This window comes from Celeribacter baekdonensis (assembly GCF_003047105.1).
Taxonomy (GTDB): domain Bacteria; phylum Pseudomonadota; class Alphaproteobacteria; order Rhodobacterales; family Rhodobacteraceae; genus Celeribacter; species Celeribacter baekdonensis_B.
In genome coordinates this window covers 2243535-2258149 of record NZ_CP028475.1, presented here as the reverse complement: position 1 = coordinate 2258149, position 14615 = coordinate 2243535, and the positions used below count along the sequence as shown (strand labels likewise).

Below are 14615 nucleotides of genomic sequence, written 5' to 3'. Positions count from 1 at the left end.
TTTCTTTTGGAAAATGCAGCAAAGTGATCAACTGGCGCGTTTTCCAATCCGGGGTGTTTCGGCCAATTTGCGTTTATGAACGTCCATCCATTCGAGCGTTTTTTCAAAAGCCATCGGTCTTGAAATGGAGAAACCCTGCACATGACCGCAGCCAAGTTGCGCCAGCATGGCATGTTCGCCAACAGTCTCAACCCCCTCTGCAAGTGTTTCCAATTCAAGGCGTTCGGCCATTGTCAGAATGGCGGCGAGCATATTTTGCTGATCTCGATCAAGATCGCAGCGCGTGACATAGGAGCGATCAATTTTGATCCGTTTGACGGCAAAGCGCCGGATATTGGCGATGGAGGCATGGCCCGTGCCATAATCGTCAAGGTCAATGCCGCAGCCCATTTCCTTCAGAGCCCAGATATTACGCGTGATGGTGTCATTGTCGGAGGAGGCGATGACACTTTCCAAAATTTCAACGCTCAACCGGGACGGCTCAAGGTCAAACCGATCAAGCTCCCAACGGATCTTGTCCACCAGTTTTGGGTTCGCGAGATCTGATGGCGAGAAGTTAACCGCAACAGAGGCCACGTGAAATCCAGCCTTGTCCCATGTTTTCAGAGACATGAGGGCGTGGTACAGGATAACCTCGCTCAATCGCTCATTCAGGCCCAGCTCATCAATGGCCGAGATGAAGTCGCCGGGGGAGATGACGCCCTTTTCCGGGTGATGCCAACGTGCAAGAGCTTCCATGCCGGAGACTTCGCCTGTGTCCGTTGAGATTTGGGGCTGAAACCATGGGACGATTTGACCGTTTTCCAAAGCTTCACCGACATCGGCAATGATGGTGCCGCGATCAAGTGTTTTGGGTTTGAGCGAGGGGGTGAAGGCGCGAATCGAGCCAGGTCCGTTGTGCCGCGCGTCTGACAGAGCGACTTCGGCGGCATCCAAAAACGCCTGCCCCGAACAGGCTGGGGCACGGTTTGGCATGCAAAATCCAATTGAACAGGTCGCATAGAGCTTGGTTGCATTGAGCGTGTAGGGCTCAGACAGCGCGGCCTGAAGCCGGGAGGCCAATTGAATCAGGGTTTCAAGATCGGCACGCCGTACTGGGGCGAGGCTAATGGCGAAGCGCGCGCCGTCCAGCCGCGCCACAACATCATGTTCGCGCAGCGTGCCGACCAAGCGATCGGCGGCGGTTTTGAGCATGTCGTCGGCGGCGGCAGTTCCTAAACTGGCTTCCAAAGCGCGATAATCGTCAAGGTCGACGGCCAAACAGGCCGTGGTTCGGCCAGTCACATCCCGGCTGTCTAAAATTTGATCCAAGGCATCAATGACAGCGGGGCGCATCGGCAACCCGGTCAAGCCATCGCGTGCCTTCGTTGGGTCGGGGGAGAAAGACAAAGCAAGCGATGGAAGCGCCCCGATTGCCGCAAAAAGTGCGGGAATGAAAAGGGCTGAGATTACTAAAGCGGTTTCCCCGCCAAACCAATATGCGCCGAGGCAAATGGCTGGTAGGAAAGCCAGAGTTTGAGGCCCCATCAGGGCATCGCGCAGGCGATGAAGCTTGGCGGCGATGTCGCGCATCATGTGTCGTCCCGGTCTAGTGTTTGGCCCAAAAGGCGCTCTCACTCAGGACCTTGGGCCAAGAACATGGCCGTGCGGTTAACGCAGCTTCGGGATTTCCGTAGAATTTTCCGCATTTGTTCCAACGTCTTCGCCATCCTTTAACGAAAGGCCAAGAAAGTCGAATAATTTTGGGTCCAGCATATGCGAGGGGCGGATATTGGTCAGCGCTTTGAACATAACCTGTCGCCGCCCGGGGCTGTTCTTTTCCCAGCCGTCGAGAATCTGTTTGACCTGTTGGCGCTGAAGTCCGTCTTGCGAGCCGCAGAGATCGCATGGAATGATCGGGTAGTTCATCGCACGGGAGAATTTTTCGCAATCGTCCTCGGCCACATGCGCCAGCGGGCGGTAGAGGAAAAGATCGCCCTCTTCGTTGACCAATTTCGGCGGCATGGTTGCAAGGCGGCCCCCATGAAACAGGTTCATGAAAAAGGTCTCAAGAATGTCGTCGCGGTGATGTCCAAGCACCACGGCCGTGCAGCCCTCTTCGCGGGCGATCCGGTACAGGTTGCCACGGCGCAGACGCGAACAGAGCGCACAAAAGGTCCGCCCGGCGGGCACTTTGTCCATGACGATAGAATAGGTGTCTTGGTATTCAATGCGGTGGGGAACCTGCATTTTCTCAAGAAATTCAGGCAGAACCGTGGCCGGAAAGCCCGGCTGGCCCTGATCCAGATTGCAGGCCACAAGCTCCACCGGCAACATGCCACGCCATTTCAGCTCATAGAGCGCGGCGAGCATCGTGTAGCTGTCCTTGCCGCCGGACAGGCAGACCAACCATTTCGCGCCACGCTCCACCATGCCATATTGCTCAATCGCCTCGCGCACATTGCGGATGATGCGTTTGCGCAGTTTTTTGAACTCCGTCGTGGACGGGGCACCGTGAAAAAGCGGGTGAATGTCGTCGAGATCATCGAGCATGGCGGATCACTCCTCGGTGCTGTCTGGGGCGTTATCAGGGGGGGTGTCGTGGTTGCACTGTCTGTGCTTGGAGTGGCTGTGCTTGGAGTGGCTGTGCGGCTGTTTCGGGTCGGGCACAGGGTCGTACCCGGTCCCGCCCAGCGGATGGCATCGCCCAATGCGACGCATAGTCAAATAGCTGCCTTTGAGCGCACCGTGTTTTTCCAACGCTTCCATCGCATAGGCGCTACAGGTCGGTTGATAACGACAATTGTAGCCAATCCACGGGCTGAAAATAAGCCGGTAAGCGCGCACGGGCAGGGACACCACATAGGCCAGCGGAGTCATCGCGTGTCTCCATGGACCTTGCGCATCGCGTATTTCAGGTCTTTGAGCAAAAGATCAAAGGGCCGCGCGCTTGTGTCGGTCTTTTTGCCGATCAGCACATAATCCCAGCCCTCGCGCCCCAGTTCGGGAATGACTTCGCGTGCAGCTTCGCGCAGACGCCGTTTGGCGTGATTGCGAAACACCGCGTTGCCGACCTTTTTGGAGCAGGTGTAGCCGACGCGAATGCCACTTGCGGTCTCGCCTTCGCCACGTTTGCGTCCCTGAAGCAAAAAGCTCGACGTGCCCTGACGCCGCGCACGCGCAGCCTTCAGGAAATCGGCGCGTTTGCGCAGAGTGTCCATCTGAGGTTTTGCATTGGCATCAGCGCATGACAAAACCGCCGGTCGCGGACCTGCGGCTGTGGCGTTTGCCTCTGCCTTGGGTGCGTCCGGCGGTGTCATTTTGGTCTCGCCCCTAAAAGTCTAAACTCTCAAGGATGTCCCGGTCGCAGACTTATGCGCAGAGGGACTTACGGCCACGCGCACGGCGGGCGTTGAGAATTTTACGGCCAGCTTTGGTCGCCATACGGGCACGGAAGCCATGGCGGCGCTTGCGGACGAGGTTGCTCGGTTGGTAGGTGCGTTTCATCGCGCCGTCTCCATCGGTTGATCAGGGCCCAAACCCCCAAAGAACGGGGATTCGAAGGCGGTAAGTGTTTCGAAGCCCAGCCAATAGGAGGGCAGCGCGCGCTTGTCAATTCACATGCGACGTATTTCTGTAACAAACTGCCCGGTTGTCGGGAAATTTGAGGACAGAACATCACTGCCGCGTGAGAGTCGCGCAAACTTCTGGTCACGGCGCGTTTGATTGCCCATTTTGCAGGAAATCGCATCAATTCATAGCCAAAAGGATCATGCCTTGGCCGAAACATCCCCCCCGTCGCAGCGCAAACATGTTGTGCCACTGCTGGTGCTGCTCTGTTTGGCGCTCGCTCTGGCCTATGTGTTTCGGGATGCTTTGAGTTTTGAGGCGTTGTCGGAGAATCGGATGCGCCTGATCGCGATGCGCGATGCGCATTATGCACTCACAGTCTTGGGATTCGTCGTCGCCTACACGGTGATCGTTGGGTTTTCCCTGCCGGGCGCTACGGTGGCCACCCTGACAGGTGGCTTTTTGTTTGGCACGTTTCCCGGCGTGATCTTCAACATCACCGGCGCCACATTGGGGGCCTCGCTGTTGTTTCTCGCAGCGCGTTGGGGGCTTGGTGGATGGTTGGCCTCAAAACTGGATGCCTCCGAAGGCCGCATTCATAAGATCAAACAAGGCATCGACAAAAACCAATGGTCGATGCTGTTTCTCATGCGCTTTATGCCGGTAGTGCCGTTTTTCGTCGCCAATCTTTTGCCAGCCCTGTTCGGCGTGGCCTTTCATCGCTTTGTGATTTCTACAGCATTGGGCATCATTCCCGGTGCCTTGGTTTTTACCTCTGTGGGGGCGGGATTGGGCGAAGTGTTCGATCAAGGCGGGCGGCCTGATCTGAGCGTGGTGTTCGACCCAAAAATTCTCTTGCCGATTCTGGGCCTGTGTTTGCTTTCAATCGCGCCTATATTGATCAAAGCACGACGTAAGGAGACCCTATGAAACAGATCAAAACAGACCTCTGTGTGATCGGCGCCGGGTCTGGCGGGTTGTCCGTTGCGGCGGGCGCGGTTCAGATGGGCGCGCGGGTTGTGCTGATTGAAAAAGGCGAGATGGGTGGGGATTGCCTCAATTACGGCTGTGTTCCGTCCAAAGCGCTACTCCATGCTGCATCAAAGGGTATGAGGTATTCAGACGCGCTCACCCATGTTCACAAAACCATCGACACCATCGCGCCGCATGACAGCCAAGAGCGCTTTGAGGGCTTAGGCTGTACCGTGATCCGGGCCCATGCGCGGTTTGTCGCGCCCAATGCGGTGGAGGCGGGCGACTATCGCATCAAAGCCCGCCGCTTTGTTATTGCCACTGGCTCGCGCCCAATGGTGCCGCCGATCGAGGGAATCGAAGATGTCCCTTATCTCACCAATGAGACGCTGTGGTCGCAACCGGCGTTGCCGGAGCATTTGGTGATCCTTGGCGGTGGGCCGATTGGGATGGAAATGGCGCTGGCGCATCGGCGTTTCGGCGCAAAGGTCACAGTGTTGGAGGCCGGTCGTGTGCTGGGCCGCGATGATCCCGAGGCGGCCAAATTGGTCAAAGAGGCGTTGATCGCTGAGGGTGTGCAAATCCTTGAGTATTCCACTGTGGTGAAGGTTGCTGAGGAGCCGGGTGGAGTGGCTTTGACCTTGCAGAAAGGGGCTGTGTGCCGCGGCACCCATCTTTTGGTCGCCACCGGACGTATCGCCAATTCCGAATCTCTGTCATTGGAACATGCCGATGTGGATCGCAATCGTGGCGGCATCAAAGTGAATGACCAACTGCGCACCTCCAATCGACGGGTCTATGCCATTGGCGATGTGGTTTCGGGCACGGCGCAATTCACTCATGTGGCGGGCTATCAGGCCGGGGTGGTGATCCGCTCGCTGCTCTTTGGTCTGCCCGCCAAAGCCGCAACTCATCACATCCCTTATGCCACTTATACGTCGCCGGAATTGGCCCAGATTGGCCTGAATGAGGCCGCTGCGCGCAAGGTCCATGGCGAGGCGCTTGAGGTGCTGCGCGCGGACTATGCGGGCAATGATCGTGCCATTGCGACCGAGCGGGCAGGGGATGGGTTCATCAAGCTGATGGTGGTCAAGGGCCGTCCCGTGGGGGTCACCATTGTCGGCCCGGACGCGGGCGAGCTGATCACGCTTTGGTCGCTTGTGATCTCTGCAAAGCTCAAGATGAGCAAAATTGCGGGGATGGTCGCGCCTTATCCCACATTGGCAGAGCTTAACAAACGTGCTGCAAGTGCCTATTTTACCCCCAGGCTGTTTGACAATGCCAAGGTCAAAACAGTGGTGAAACTGGTTCAGAGGCTCCTGCCGTGACCCGCGTCGAATAAGGGATGATGACCATTTTTCGTTTTCTAAACTCGCTGACCGGGCGATTCTTGATGCTGACGTTCATCTTTGTGATGGCGGCAGAAGTCATGATCTTTGTGCCTTCGGTGGCGCGGTTTCGCGAAGATTTCTTGTTGTCCCGGCTTGAGCGCGCCCAAATTGCGTCTCTGGCGCTTTTGGCCAATGACAGCCTCGATATGGATCTCGAAGACGAACTTCTGGCCAATGCAGGCGTCTACAACGTTGTGCTGCGCCGCAATGAAATTCGCCAGCTTGTGCTGTCCTCCCCGATCCCCGAACAAATCCACGCCACCTATGATCTGCGCGATGCGGGTGCGTTTGAATTGATCCGGGATGCGATGATCACCCTGTTTGATCCCGAAGAGCGGGTCATTCGCGTGATTGGCGATCCAGTGAAACAAGCCGGGCTTTTGATAGAGGTGACGCTGCCCACAGCCCCTTTGCGTATGGCGATGATCGACTATGGCGCGCGTATTCTTGCCCTCTCCGCTGCGATTTCGTTCTTCACAGCCTTTCTGTTGTTCTTGGCGGTGCGCGCGCTTTTGGTGCGACCAATCAAGCGGGTGATCGGGGCGATGACCTCTTACACCCAGGCGCCCGAAGACGCGCGCCGGATCATTCAACCCTCGGCCAAAGTTTCTGAGCTGCGCGATGCGGAAGTGGCGTTGAAGGCGATGGAAACCGAACTGACCTCTGCGCTACGCCAAAAGGAACGTCTGGCGCAATTGGGCGGGGCTGTCGCCAAAGTGTCCCACGATCTGCGCAATATTTTGACCACGGCACAGCTGTTCACCGACCGTCTTGAAATGTCGCAAGACCCCGGCGTGATGCGTTCTGCGCCAAAACTGGTGAATTCGATCCAACGTGCGGTCAACCTGTGCGAATCCACCCTGGCCTTTGGCAAGGCCGAAGAACCCGCCCCAGCGCTTGCTGGTGTGCGCTTGGCCGAATTGGTTGGCGAAGTGATCGAAGGCGAACGGCTGACCATCGAGGATTTCGACCTGTCCTTTGCCGAAGACGTGCCCAACACCATGGTCATCCGCGCGGACACCGAACAAATGTACCGGGTGCTCTCAAATCTTGTACGCAATGCCCGTCAGGCCATCATAGCTACGGGCAAGCCCGGCGAAATCTCCGTGGCCGCCTTTGAGGACGATGACGAATGGGTGTTGAGTGTCACAGATACAGGGCCGGGCCTGCCAATGAAGGCGCGTGAACATCTATTTCAACCGTTCCATGGTGGCGCGCGCAAGGGCGGGTTTGGGCTTGGTCTGGCGATTGCTGCCGAATTGGTGCGGGGCCACGGCGGGCGGCTCTTACTGGAGCGCAGCGATTCCTCTGGGACGGCCTTTGCCATCCACCTCCCCAAAGGCTACGCGCTTTCGCCTTCGGATGCGGCGTCGTCTGGTGACGAAACCGTCGAGGCCGCAGAGTAAGCCAAATTAGTTTTCAAAAAAGCGCATTGGCCTCTTGCGTCCCCCCGCAACACTCGCTAAATCCGCCCACACAGTGCACCCGTAGCTCAGCTGGATAGAGTACCTGACTACGAATCAGGGGGTCAGAGGTTCGAATCCTCTCGGGTGCACCATTTTACTTTTTGTCAGATGCCAAGCAAAACCGACTTTTGTGACAGGTAGCTGACCCATGCGGCGGAATTTCCTGAAATCATAGCGACGTTGCTCAGATAAGTTGGTGATCGTAAGATCCTGCCAATCCAGCCTTTGTCTGATCTCGGAAGCTTCGCTTGGTCAAAAGCCTACCTGCCACTCCCGGAACGAATTTCCCGCAGTTGCCGCTGACGGTGTCTCATGCGGGGTGCGAGCCGGCATCTTCCTTGCTGTCGCGACTTGCGGCCAGGAACGGCGCCATTTCGATGCAGAGGTTTTGCGGCGACATTGCCTTTCCGATTGATCCACTTTTTCGTGGTGAGAAGGTGGCCATAGAGCAATTGGCCCAGCTTGCAGGGTGTGACGTGGGCGCATTGGAGCGGGTGTCTATTCGCCACCTCGGCAAGGGGCATGTCCGACTGCGGGAAGAATTCGCCTCCCTTCAGAGCTTTCAACGCAGGCGCATCCGCGTCTGCCCGGAGTGCATAAGGTCCGAGATGCCGTCGGCAGCGGAGTCGTGGCGTGTGTCGCGTCGCCTCCAGTGGAAATTCTCGTCGATTAGGAGCTGCCCGGAACACGGCTGCATGCTCATGAGCCTTCCAGCCGAGAAATTTCACAAGGACGCCAGAGACTTCGCGGCGCAGCTGCGTAAACACCACGGTTGGATTTTGGATCAGCCGGTGCTCCAGGCGACTCCTAGTCCTTTCGAGGCATATCTCACGAACCGCATCCTGAGCGGGCGGGGCGACCGATGGATCGACCGCCTCGAACTCAACGTGGCGTCACGGGCATGTGAAGTGCTGGGGCTGCGTATAGCAAAGGGGCCAGATGCTGCGCTGGCAGGACACAGTGAGCGAGATTGGATGACCTATGGTGCCTTGGGCTACGACATACTGAAAGATGGTCCTGTAGCCCTTACCGACTGTCTTGCCGCCATGGCTCATGAGGACGGCGCGGACGGCAGGTTCTTCGGGCGACTCTTTGGCCCTTGGATGGCGTGGCTGAAGAGCCGGAGCCTCGGCGATGAGTTCGAGCCCCTGCGTGACGTCGTGCGGCGACACGTCTTTGACAATTTTTCCGTCAGAAAAGGGGTGCTGGTGCTGGGCGTGCCATCGGAGGGAATGGCTTCGTCGAACCCACAGAAGTCGGTTTCGCTGAAGGGGTTCGCCAAGCGCAATGCAGAGGACCTCATTTGCCGAGGTCTCGCAACGCGTGACGCTAGCGGCGATATCGTACCGATGAGTTTTGTTACCCAGGGAATGCTCGACGCCTACGAGCGTGAGAAGAAGTTCTTTCAGGCCGGGCAGAGTTCGCATGAAAAAGCTAAAGCGAGCGCGTATGGTGTTGATAACGCAAGGGCGTCGGGACAAAGCCGCCTTTCCATCGGTGACGCCGCCGGGCAGTTAAGAGTGACGGCCAAAACAGTAGGGTATTTGATTCAACATGGAATGTTGTGCGGCGTGGATGCCTCCGAGCAATACCGCCAAGGGGCGACTGTTGTCACAATTGACAGTTTGGCGCGCTTCCAAGAGAGCTTTATTTCCTTGGGCGAGTTCGCAGAGCTCGTGCAGCGCCCACAAGGCGCACTTTCGATGAAGTTTAGAAATGCCAATGTGGCCCTGTTGGCGATGCCTCATGATCTAAGCCGGATCTACTGGCGTGAGGATGTAGATGCCTATCTAACAACCGAAAAATGACCCTTTCGGCCCAGAGCATGCGTAATTGGGCTGACCCTGAACTGAGGTCGAGCTCCCTGTAAGATCACAGGACATCTGTGAACAAGGGAGATTTCGAATGGAGTATTATGCTGGCTTGGACGTATCGTTGCGGTCCTGCGCGGTTTGTGTTGTCGACGGCAAAGGCACGGTTCTGTACGAGCGAGACCTGGCTTCAGTTTCTTTCGCCGCGAACGGCGGTCGTGCGGGCCACACAAGCAGCAATCAGACTTTAAGTTGAGTGGTCGAAAGCGAACTTCTTGTGTCTTGGTGCCGAAGGTCCGGTTGGGTCGGAAATGCTTGGCATTTGGGTCGGAATTGCTTGGCACGGCCCACTGACAAGATTCAAAAAAAACTCCGCCAAGAGTCGGAATTGCGCGGCATTCGACACTTTTTGATCCGCTCCGCGCAACTTCACGCAGGATCGCATCGGGGTAAATGCCAGCTTCGTCTAGCTCATCTAAAAGGTCTGGACCTGGGGAATTGCGAGAGGGCCCACGGTTCATGTAGCCATTAGGGTCTTGCGTGTACCCTACAATATCCAGCCCATGAACTTCATTTCCTGGCGCGATTTCGTTCCCTCGCCCAGAAGTTCCTGCTGCCTCTGCCAGATCTTCGGCCATCGCTGCGGGTGGCCTCTGCCCATAACCATTGTAGCCGGGAGTGACCAGATTATCACCAGGAGGTACTGCCGTATCATTCTCGCCAGCATCTGAATCTCATCGACAATGCCTTCGACGAGCTTCTCAGCACCGAAAGCTAGTAATGCTACGGCTGCCGCGCCAGCCACAATTCCTGCCGCGACAGGCAAACCGAAGCCAATAGCAACACCAACTATGGTACTTGTAAGGCTTGTAGACCCCAACAGGGCACCAGTGGCTGTGCCCACTACAAGGCCAGCAGTCTGTTTTATGACTTAAAATCATGATTATTTGCAGCGGCTATGACATCGACCGTGCCCACGATTGCACCTGTCGCTGCACCGCCCCATTTTCCGATCGCTTTCGCGCCAGCAATCCCGCCTTTGGGCCCCAATTCCTCGATGGTTCCAGAAACAGAACCGATAATCGTATTTGAGCCAATATTGGCGTAATCAGATGCGGAGAGACTATTATTGTTAGATAAAGCCATTAGAGATTCAATTTCCGTTTTTTTAAGATGACCAAAAGAAGATAAATAGGCGTGAAACCAAAGACGTGAGATCCGAACATCATGGCCGCAACCCAAGGCCAAAGGAAGATGACAGGTGGTCTTTCATCACTCAACAAAAGAACATAGGGGACAATGAGAACTAGAATAAAGATCGGTAGCGTCCCTCGAACTTGCCTCCAATACCCGCTCAGCCATAGGGGACCAAGAGGCAGCGTCGTGCCCGCCTTCACCACCTTCTCAACGAAAACCCGGTAGTAGAGCAAGACTTGAGCGGGAGCCGTGACAAACACCATTGCCGTCATGATAAACAGGTGACATCCGGAATATTGCCGGGTGCCTTCGAACCGATCGAAAAGCTCGAGCGGCATAGGGGCCCAAGAGATACTGTGTCTGATCGTTGATATGACCGTCGGCCCACCGAGCTTACAAATGAAATAGGGCACGGCGATATAGAGGGCCAACACGAGATAGAATATCGGCGTCATACGGTCGAATGCCGCGCGCAGCTCCGGCGTTTCATCCCGCGATACGCAATAATAGGGCGAATTCTTATTTGCGAATGCCAGCGCAGGGTTTTCTTTGGTCATAAAACACTCTGCTTTACTCTTCGGGGACATGATTTCCCATATACGCTAGAGCAATATCGAAAAACGTAGGACACTATCTGCCTTCCACACTGAATTTGCCCGAAGATGCTTTCCTGATGCGCCGCTTTGGCGAACGCCCGCGCAGTGTCCTAGTCGCGTTTTACGACCCTCGAAATCAAAAGATGATCGTTCGACACTGCCTGTACCAATGCTCATTCTCTAATAACAACACAGTAACGCCAAAGATTTAACCCCAAGGACTCTGCGCAAAGCTGGAGGAGACTTGGGGCTCAGGTCAGTCGCAGTATTACCCATTTATTCTTTTTCGCCTCTTGCTTAAACCAACATCGCAATAAAAAAACGCAGCAATCCTATTTTGCGCGTTCAACCCATTCAGCATGTTTCTGGAAAATCGCTTGCATTAATTCGAACGGACATTCGTTGCCGTCATCAGCAAGTTCTTGTCGACATATGGCTGCCACCGATAATGCGAGAAGGATCTCTGTGTTATCCGCATACCGAGCCGTTTTGGGCGCGGCTGAGCCGTCAGGGTGTACAGTAAACTCATATCCTGTCATTGTACTTGAAATACCGAAAGCCAACATGCTTGTGAGCGACAAACACAAGCGCTTCTTCTCTTCCGGAATGGAGCTATCTATTACAGCTATGACCCCCCGTATTTCGTTAGTCTCCGTTGCGCTCCAACGTGCATAACACCCTTGCCCCTGCTCTATGACGCCCAATTCAGCAATTTCCTCTATGACTGAGGATGCGCCAGAAATGTGTGTTTTAGGTATGTAATAGATATCTGATGAAATTGAATTCGGAGTTTCAATCAGCAAAATGTTTGTCTGAGCGGAGATTTCGGCAGTCTTTGGAAACATGTCATTGGGAAACCCCACGATCCGCATATCTTCTCGCGCAGCATTCGCTAAGGTCAGAAGCATTGAAAGTGCATGCTGTTTAGTTGCGTCATCTTCTAGCCCGACAAATTGAACGACCGGGCTTTCACCCCAATGCGCTATTGCTGGGTTGTTAGGGTTTTCTCGACGATACCGACCTGCGGGATGCTCTTCTTGAGCGAAAATACTGTCAGCGTTTGCCCAGCCCCATGGCGTAAAAGATAAAAATGTAAGTGCAATACAAAAAGATACTTTCGCCATAGTACATCTAAACATAATCTTTAGTCTCTTCTGTTGCGAGGCGTTCGTAGGAGAGGCTTCCTTTTACGTCGAGCCAAAGTACGGCATCCTGATCGCGCTTTACGACCCTCGAAATCAAAAGATGGTCGTCCGACAATGCCTGAACCAATGCTCATTCTTTAATAACAACACAGTAACGCCAAAGATTTAACCCCAAGGACTCTGCGCAAAGCTGGAGGAGACTTGGGGCTCAGGTCACAACGTCAACCATCCCAAGCGTGACAGATGTTGCTATTCCTCTCGCTTTTGACAGGCCCTCGAACCCTCCTTTCGAGACGAAGTAATATTTCGTGGAATTGATGGTGTTGATGGAGATTGATGCTGAAGCAGGAAGCCCATAATTTTGCTCGGTATCACTATTGTTCATTTATGACCTCTACGAAGAAAGAGAAATTTCAAAAAACCCACAAGAATTGCAAAACTCAAAAAGGCAGATAGGCTTGAGACGAGAGACGCAAGTATTTGAAAAATGGGAGGGAAAAATATCCTTACCATGCCTGGGTAGCGGGGGTCCCATCGGCTGGGCACGGTTCCAAAGGTTGACCATACGAAGAACAGAAGAAGGCTTGCGCCGAGGAGCATCGTGATCGGCGTCACTGGTCCGACGGGCCTGCAGAGACGTTTTTTAACAACAGTACGCCAATAGGCCCGCGCGAAGAGTGCAATGCCGATCGGTTGAACCAAAACGAACGAGAGAACCCCGGCAGCATATTGGATCGGAAAGCTTGGATCGACTGCGGCCAGAAAGGTAATGCGCGGCCTAAGGAGCGGAACCAGGGACGCAAGACGCGTCGACATGACTTCGAGTTGCACAGAGAAAAATCCAGTCGCGACATAGCTTGCGACGGCTGTAAAGACGATGATCACCAATACAATATGTCCAGTGACCCGTGTGAACTCTTCGGACTCATCTGGTGGCGTTGGAGATTCTCTCTTTAGGCGTTCTTTGAAATCTTCTGAAATGAACGGCATGAGCTATCTTTCTATCTCAGATCATATAAACAAAACAAAATGCTACGATTGCCATTTCGCGCTTTACGACCCTCGAAATCAAAAGATGGTCGTCCGACAATGCCTGCACCAATGCTCATTCTTTAATAACAACACAGTAAGTTGATCTCTTGGTAAGGAACGCCAAGTCCACAGGTCAATCGTTTTTTAATCAAGTGGATCAGTTGGTTCAAACTGTGAGAGGTTTGCGCCAATGGGATGATAGATGAGGGGTCGACGCGTGGCGGAGCTGTTGTGGTCCCCCCCAAAGTGCAGAGCGCTGGGCTGGAGAGATAAATCTATCCCTGCTCGCTTCTCTTTGGGCCGCAAATACAGTCAATCAACTTTTTCGCCCTAAGGTTTTGGGAGTTGAGTGGTGCGTGAAACAATCGGAGCCACGGCGTTTTGTGGCGCGTGCTCGAAAGTGGTACTTTGTCCTCAGTTCTCGATTGTCAGGGGGGAGTTGGTCGCGGTCTGCACCGTCGCCACGCCGGAGCGCGCCAATGCAGCGCTTCCCAGCGCAAGGATCGCCTTGTGTGGCATTGAATGACTCTCTATTGTTGAGTATTTTAGTCAAGAAGCAGCCAAAGCCATCCATGGCGAATTCAAGAGTGTTTTTGTCGGGATTGATGTCGGGAGACGTCACATCTTTGTTTCCACCCACTTTATTTCCACCCACACCGGCGCGATCGAGCCCGCGATGGTGGCACCCGTTTTGAGGTGAATTGGAGGCACTGGGCCGTCGCGCCTATTTGTGGTCTAGAAGCCGATGCAGGTCGCCGCGTCCATCATGATGAATGCGGCAAAGGGGCCAATACGGCGACCACCCTATCGGCGCGATGCCCCGATCATGTTGCAGAGAAAGGCAAGGAAGATCTGATCTCTAGATGCGGTCTCTTTGATCGTGCCTTGCAACACCAGACCGGACCAAAGCGCGTAGAGGCCGCGGGCCAAATCGGGGGCAGGCAGGGCAGGGGTGAGGGCGTGATGGGCAATCAACTCCTCCAACACGGTGGTAAATTCGTGAAGACTTGCGCGTTTGACCTGATCGCTGCGCTGGGCAAACTCCGGGTTGCGCCGGGCGTGGAGTTGTAATTCAACCGAGAGCAGGGACCAGTGTGGGTCGTGCGCGAGCTCAGCCAATCTGCGTGCCAAACTGTCCAGTGCGCCGTCGAGATCATCGCGGCGCGTGGTGGAAACGAGATGGCGCATGATCTCGACTTCTTGATGGATGTGGCGCTGTAGAACAGCGAGTAAGAGGTCTTCTTTGCTGGCGAAATTGGAATAAAACGCCCCCTGAGAAAACCCGGCGCGCTCGCAGAGCGTACGCAGCGAGGCGGCGACAACCCCGCCTTCTGCGAACATGTGATCTGCGGCCTCAATGAGGCGGGTGCGGGTTTGCTCTTGTTGCTCCTGCCGGGTGAGGCGGCGTGCTGTTTGGGTCATGTCAAATCCTTTCAACAGGCGCGCCGCCGCTTTG

The 14615-nt window shown here is 55.0% G+C and carries 14 protein-coding genes and 1 tRNA gene; 5 read left to right on the top strand and 10 right to left on the bottom strand.

Annotated features, from left to right (window positions below):
• Window positions 1–27: 27 nt before the first annotated feature.
• The 5 genes from DA792_RS14685 to rpmH form a co-directional block, all read right to left on the bottom strand.
• Window positions 28–1575 (bottom strand): putative bifunctional diguanylate cyclase/phosphodiesterase, encoded by a 1548-nt coding sequence (locus DA792_RS14685; protein WP_368074476.1) that lies wholly within the window; start codon window positions 1573–1575, stop codon window positions 28–30.
• 75 nt (window positions 1576–1650) lie between these two features.
• Window positions 1651–2532 (bottom strand): tRNA 2-thiocytidine(32) synthetase TtcA, encoded by an 882-nt coding sequence (gene ttcA / locus DA792_RS14680; protein WP_107720608.1) that lies wholly within the window; start codon window positions 2530–2532, stop codon window positions 1651–1653.
• Window positions 2533–2538: 6 nt separating this feature from the next.
• Window positions 2539–2859 carry a membrane protein insertion efficiency factor YidD gene (gene yidD, locus DA792_RS14675; protein WP_107720606.1) on the bottom strand — a complete coding sequence of 107 codons (321 nt, stop codon included), beginning with the start codon at window positions 2857–2859 and terminating at the stop codon, window positions 2539–2541.
• Window positions 2856–3299, bottom strand: a complete 444-nt coding sequence (gene rnpA, locus DA792_RS14670) for a ribonuclease P protein component (RefSeq protein ID WP_107720604.1) — start codon at window positions 3297–3299, stop codon at window positions 2856–2858. The genes yidD and rnpA overlap by 4 nt, the downstream gene beginning before the upstream one ends.
• Before the next feature lie 52 nt (window positions 3300–3351).
• Complete coding sequence (gene rpmH, locus DA792_RS14665; RefSeq protein WP_009574071.1) at window positions 3352–3486, bottom strand: 50S ribosomal protein L34; 135 nt, start codon at window positions 3484–3486, stop codon at window positions 3352–3354.
• A gap of 270 nt (window positions 3487–3756) precedes the next feature.
• Here rpmH and DA792_RS14660 point away from each other — a divergent pair, with 270 nt between their 5' ends.
• The 5 genes from DA792_RS14660 to DA792_RS14640 all read left to right on the top strand — a co-directional run bounded on the left by DA792_RS14660 (window position 3757) and on the right by DA792_RS14640 (window position 9186).
• A complete protein-coding gene (locus DA792_RS14660; RefSeq protein ID WP_107720602.1) occupies window positions 3757–4479 on the top strand; it encodes a TVP38/TMEM64 family protein in 723 nt (240 codons plus the stop codon).
• Window positions 4476–5849 (top strand): dihydrolipoyl dehydrogenase family protein, encoded by a 1374-nt coding sequence (locus DA792_RS14655; RefSeq protein WP_107720600.1) that lies wholly within the window; start codon window positions 4476–4478, stop codon window positions 5847–5849. Before DA792_RS14660 ends, DA792_RS14655 begins: the two co-directional genes overlap by 4 nt.
• Before the next feature lie 20 nt (window positions 5850–5869).
• On the top strand, window positions 5870–7318 hold the full coding sequence (locus DA792_RS14650; protein ID WP_107720598.1) for a sensor histidine kinase: 1449 nt from the start codon (window positions 5870–5872) through the stop codon (window positions 7316–7318).
• Between the two features lie 75 nt (window positions 7319–7393).
• Window positions 7394–7470 (top strand) — tRNA-Arg (locus DA792_RS14645).
• 156 nt (window positions 7471–7626) lie between these two features.
• Window positions 7627–9186 (top strand): TniQ family protein, encoded by a 1560-nt coding sequence (locus tag DA792_RS14640; protein ID WP_254679263.1) that lies wholly within the window; start codon window positions 7627–7629, stop codon window positions 9184–9186.
• Window positions 9187–10113: 927 nt separating this feature from the next.
• Here the strand turns inward: DA792_RS14640 and DA792_RS14630 are convergent.
• From DA792_RS14630 to DA792_RS14610, 5 genes are all read right to left on the bottom strand, one after another.
• Complete coding sequence (locus DA792_RS14630) at window positions 10114–10335, bottom strand: hypothetical protein (protein WP_107720594.1); 222 nt, start codon at window positions 10333–10335, stop codon at window positions 10114–10116.
• Entirely contained in the window at window positions 10335–10943 is a 609-nt protein-coding gene (locus DA792_RS14625; RefSeq protein ID WP_107720592.1) for a hypothetical protein, read from the bottom strand. Before DA792_RS14625 ends, DA792_RS14630 begins: the two co-directional genes overlap by 1 nt.
• A 371-nt stretch (window positions 10944–11314) precedes the next feature.
• On the bottom strand, window positions 11315–12106 hold the full coding sequence (locus DA792_RS14620; protein ID WP_159075285.1) for a hypothetical protein: 792 nt from the start codon (window positions 12104–12106) through the stop codon (window positions 11315–11317).
• A 402-nt stretch (window positions 12107–12508) separates the two neighbouring features.
• On the bottom strand, window positions 12509–13117 hold the full coding sequence (locus tag DA792_RS14615; protein ID WP_107720589.1) for a hypothetical protein: 609 nt from the start codon (window positions 13115–13117) through the stop codon (window positions 12509–12511).
• Between the two features lie 846 nt (window positions 13118–13963).
• Window positions 13964–14581, bottom strand: a complete 618-nt coding sequence (locus DA792_RS14610; protein WP_107720587.1) for a TetR/AcrR family transcriptional regulator — start codon at window positions 14579–14581, stop codon at window positions 13964–13966.
• Window positions 14582–14615: the final 34 nt, after the last annotated feature.

What these genes read in the sequence shown, in the direction of transcription:
- ttcA (WP_107720608.1), bottom strand. Translation starts at nt 2,532, where the DNA reads ATGCTCGATGATCTCGACGACATTCACCCGCTTTTTCACGGTGCCCCG.
- yidD (WP_107720606.1), bottom strand. Translation starts at nt 2,859, where the DNA reads ATGACTCCGCTGGCCTATGTGGTGTCCCTGCCCGTGCGCGCTTACCGG.
- DA792_RS14630 (WP_107720594.1), bottom strand. Translation starts at nt 10,335, where the DNA reads ATGGCTTTATCTAACAATAATAGTCTCTCCGCATCTGATTACGCCAAT.
- DA792_RS14610 (WP_107720587.1), bottom strand. Translation starts at nt 14,581, where the DNA reads ATGACCCAAACAGCACGCCGCCTCACCCGGCAGGAGCAACAAGAGCAA.
- DA792_RS14655 (WP_107720600.1), top strand. Translation starts at nt 4,476, where the DNA reads ATGAAACAGATCAAAACAGACCTCTGTGTGATCGGCGCCGGGTCTGGC.
- DA792_RS14685 (WP_368074476.1), bottom strand. Translation starts at nt 1,575, where the DNA reads ATGATGCGCGACATCGCCGCCAAGCTTCATCGCCTGCGCGATGCCCTG.
- DA792_RS14650 (WP_107720598.1), top strand. Translation starts at nt 5,870, where the DNA reads ATGACCATTTTTCGTTTTCTAAACTCGCTGACCGGGCGATTCTTGATG.
- DA792_RS14615 (WP_107720589.1), bottom strand. Translation starts at nt 13,117, where the DNA reads ATGCCGTTCATTTCAGAAGATTTCAAAGAACGCCTAAAGAGAGAATCT.
- DA792_RS14620 (WP_159075285.1), bottom strand. Translation starts at nt 12,106, where the DNA reads ATGGCGAAAGTATCTTTTTGTATTGCACTTACATTTTTATCTTTTACG.
- rpmH (WP_009574071.1), bottom strand. Translation starts at nt 3,486, where the DNA reads ATGAAACGCACCTACCAACCGAGCAACCTCGTCCGCAAGCGCCGCCAT.
- DA792_RS14625 (WP_107720592.1), bottom strand. Translation starts at nt 10,943, where the DNA reads ATGACCAAAGAAAACCCTGCGCTGGCATTCGCAAATAAGAATTCGCCC.
- rnpA (WP_107720604.1), bottom strand. Translation starts at nt 3,299, where the DNA reads ATGACACCGCCGGACGCACCCAAGGCAGAGGCAAACGCCACAGCCGCA.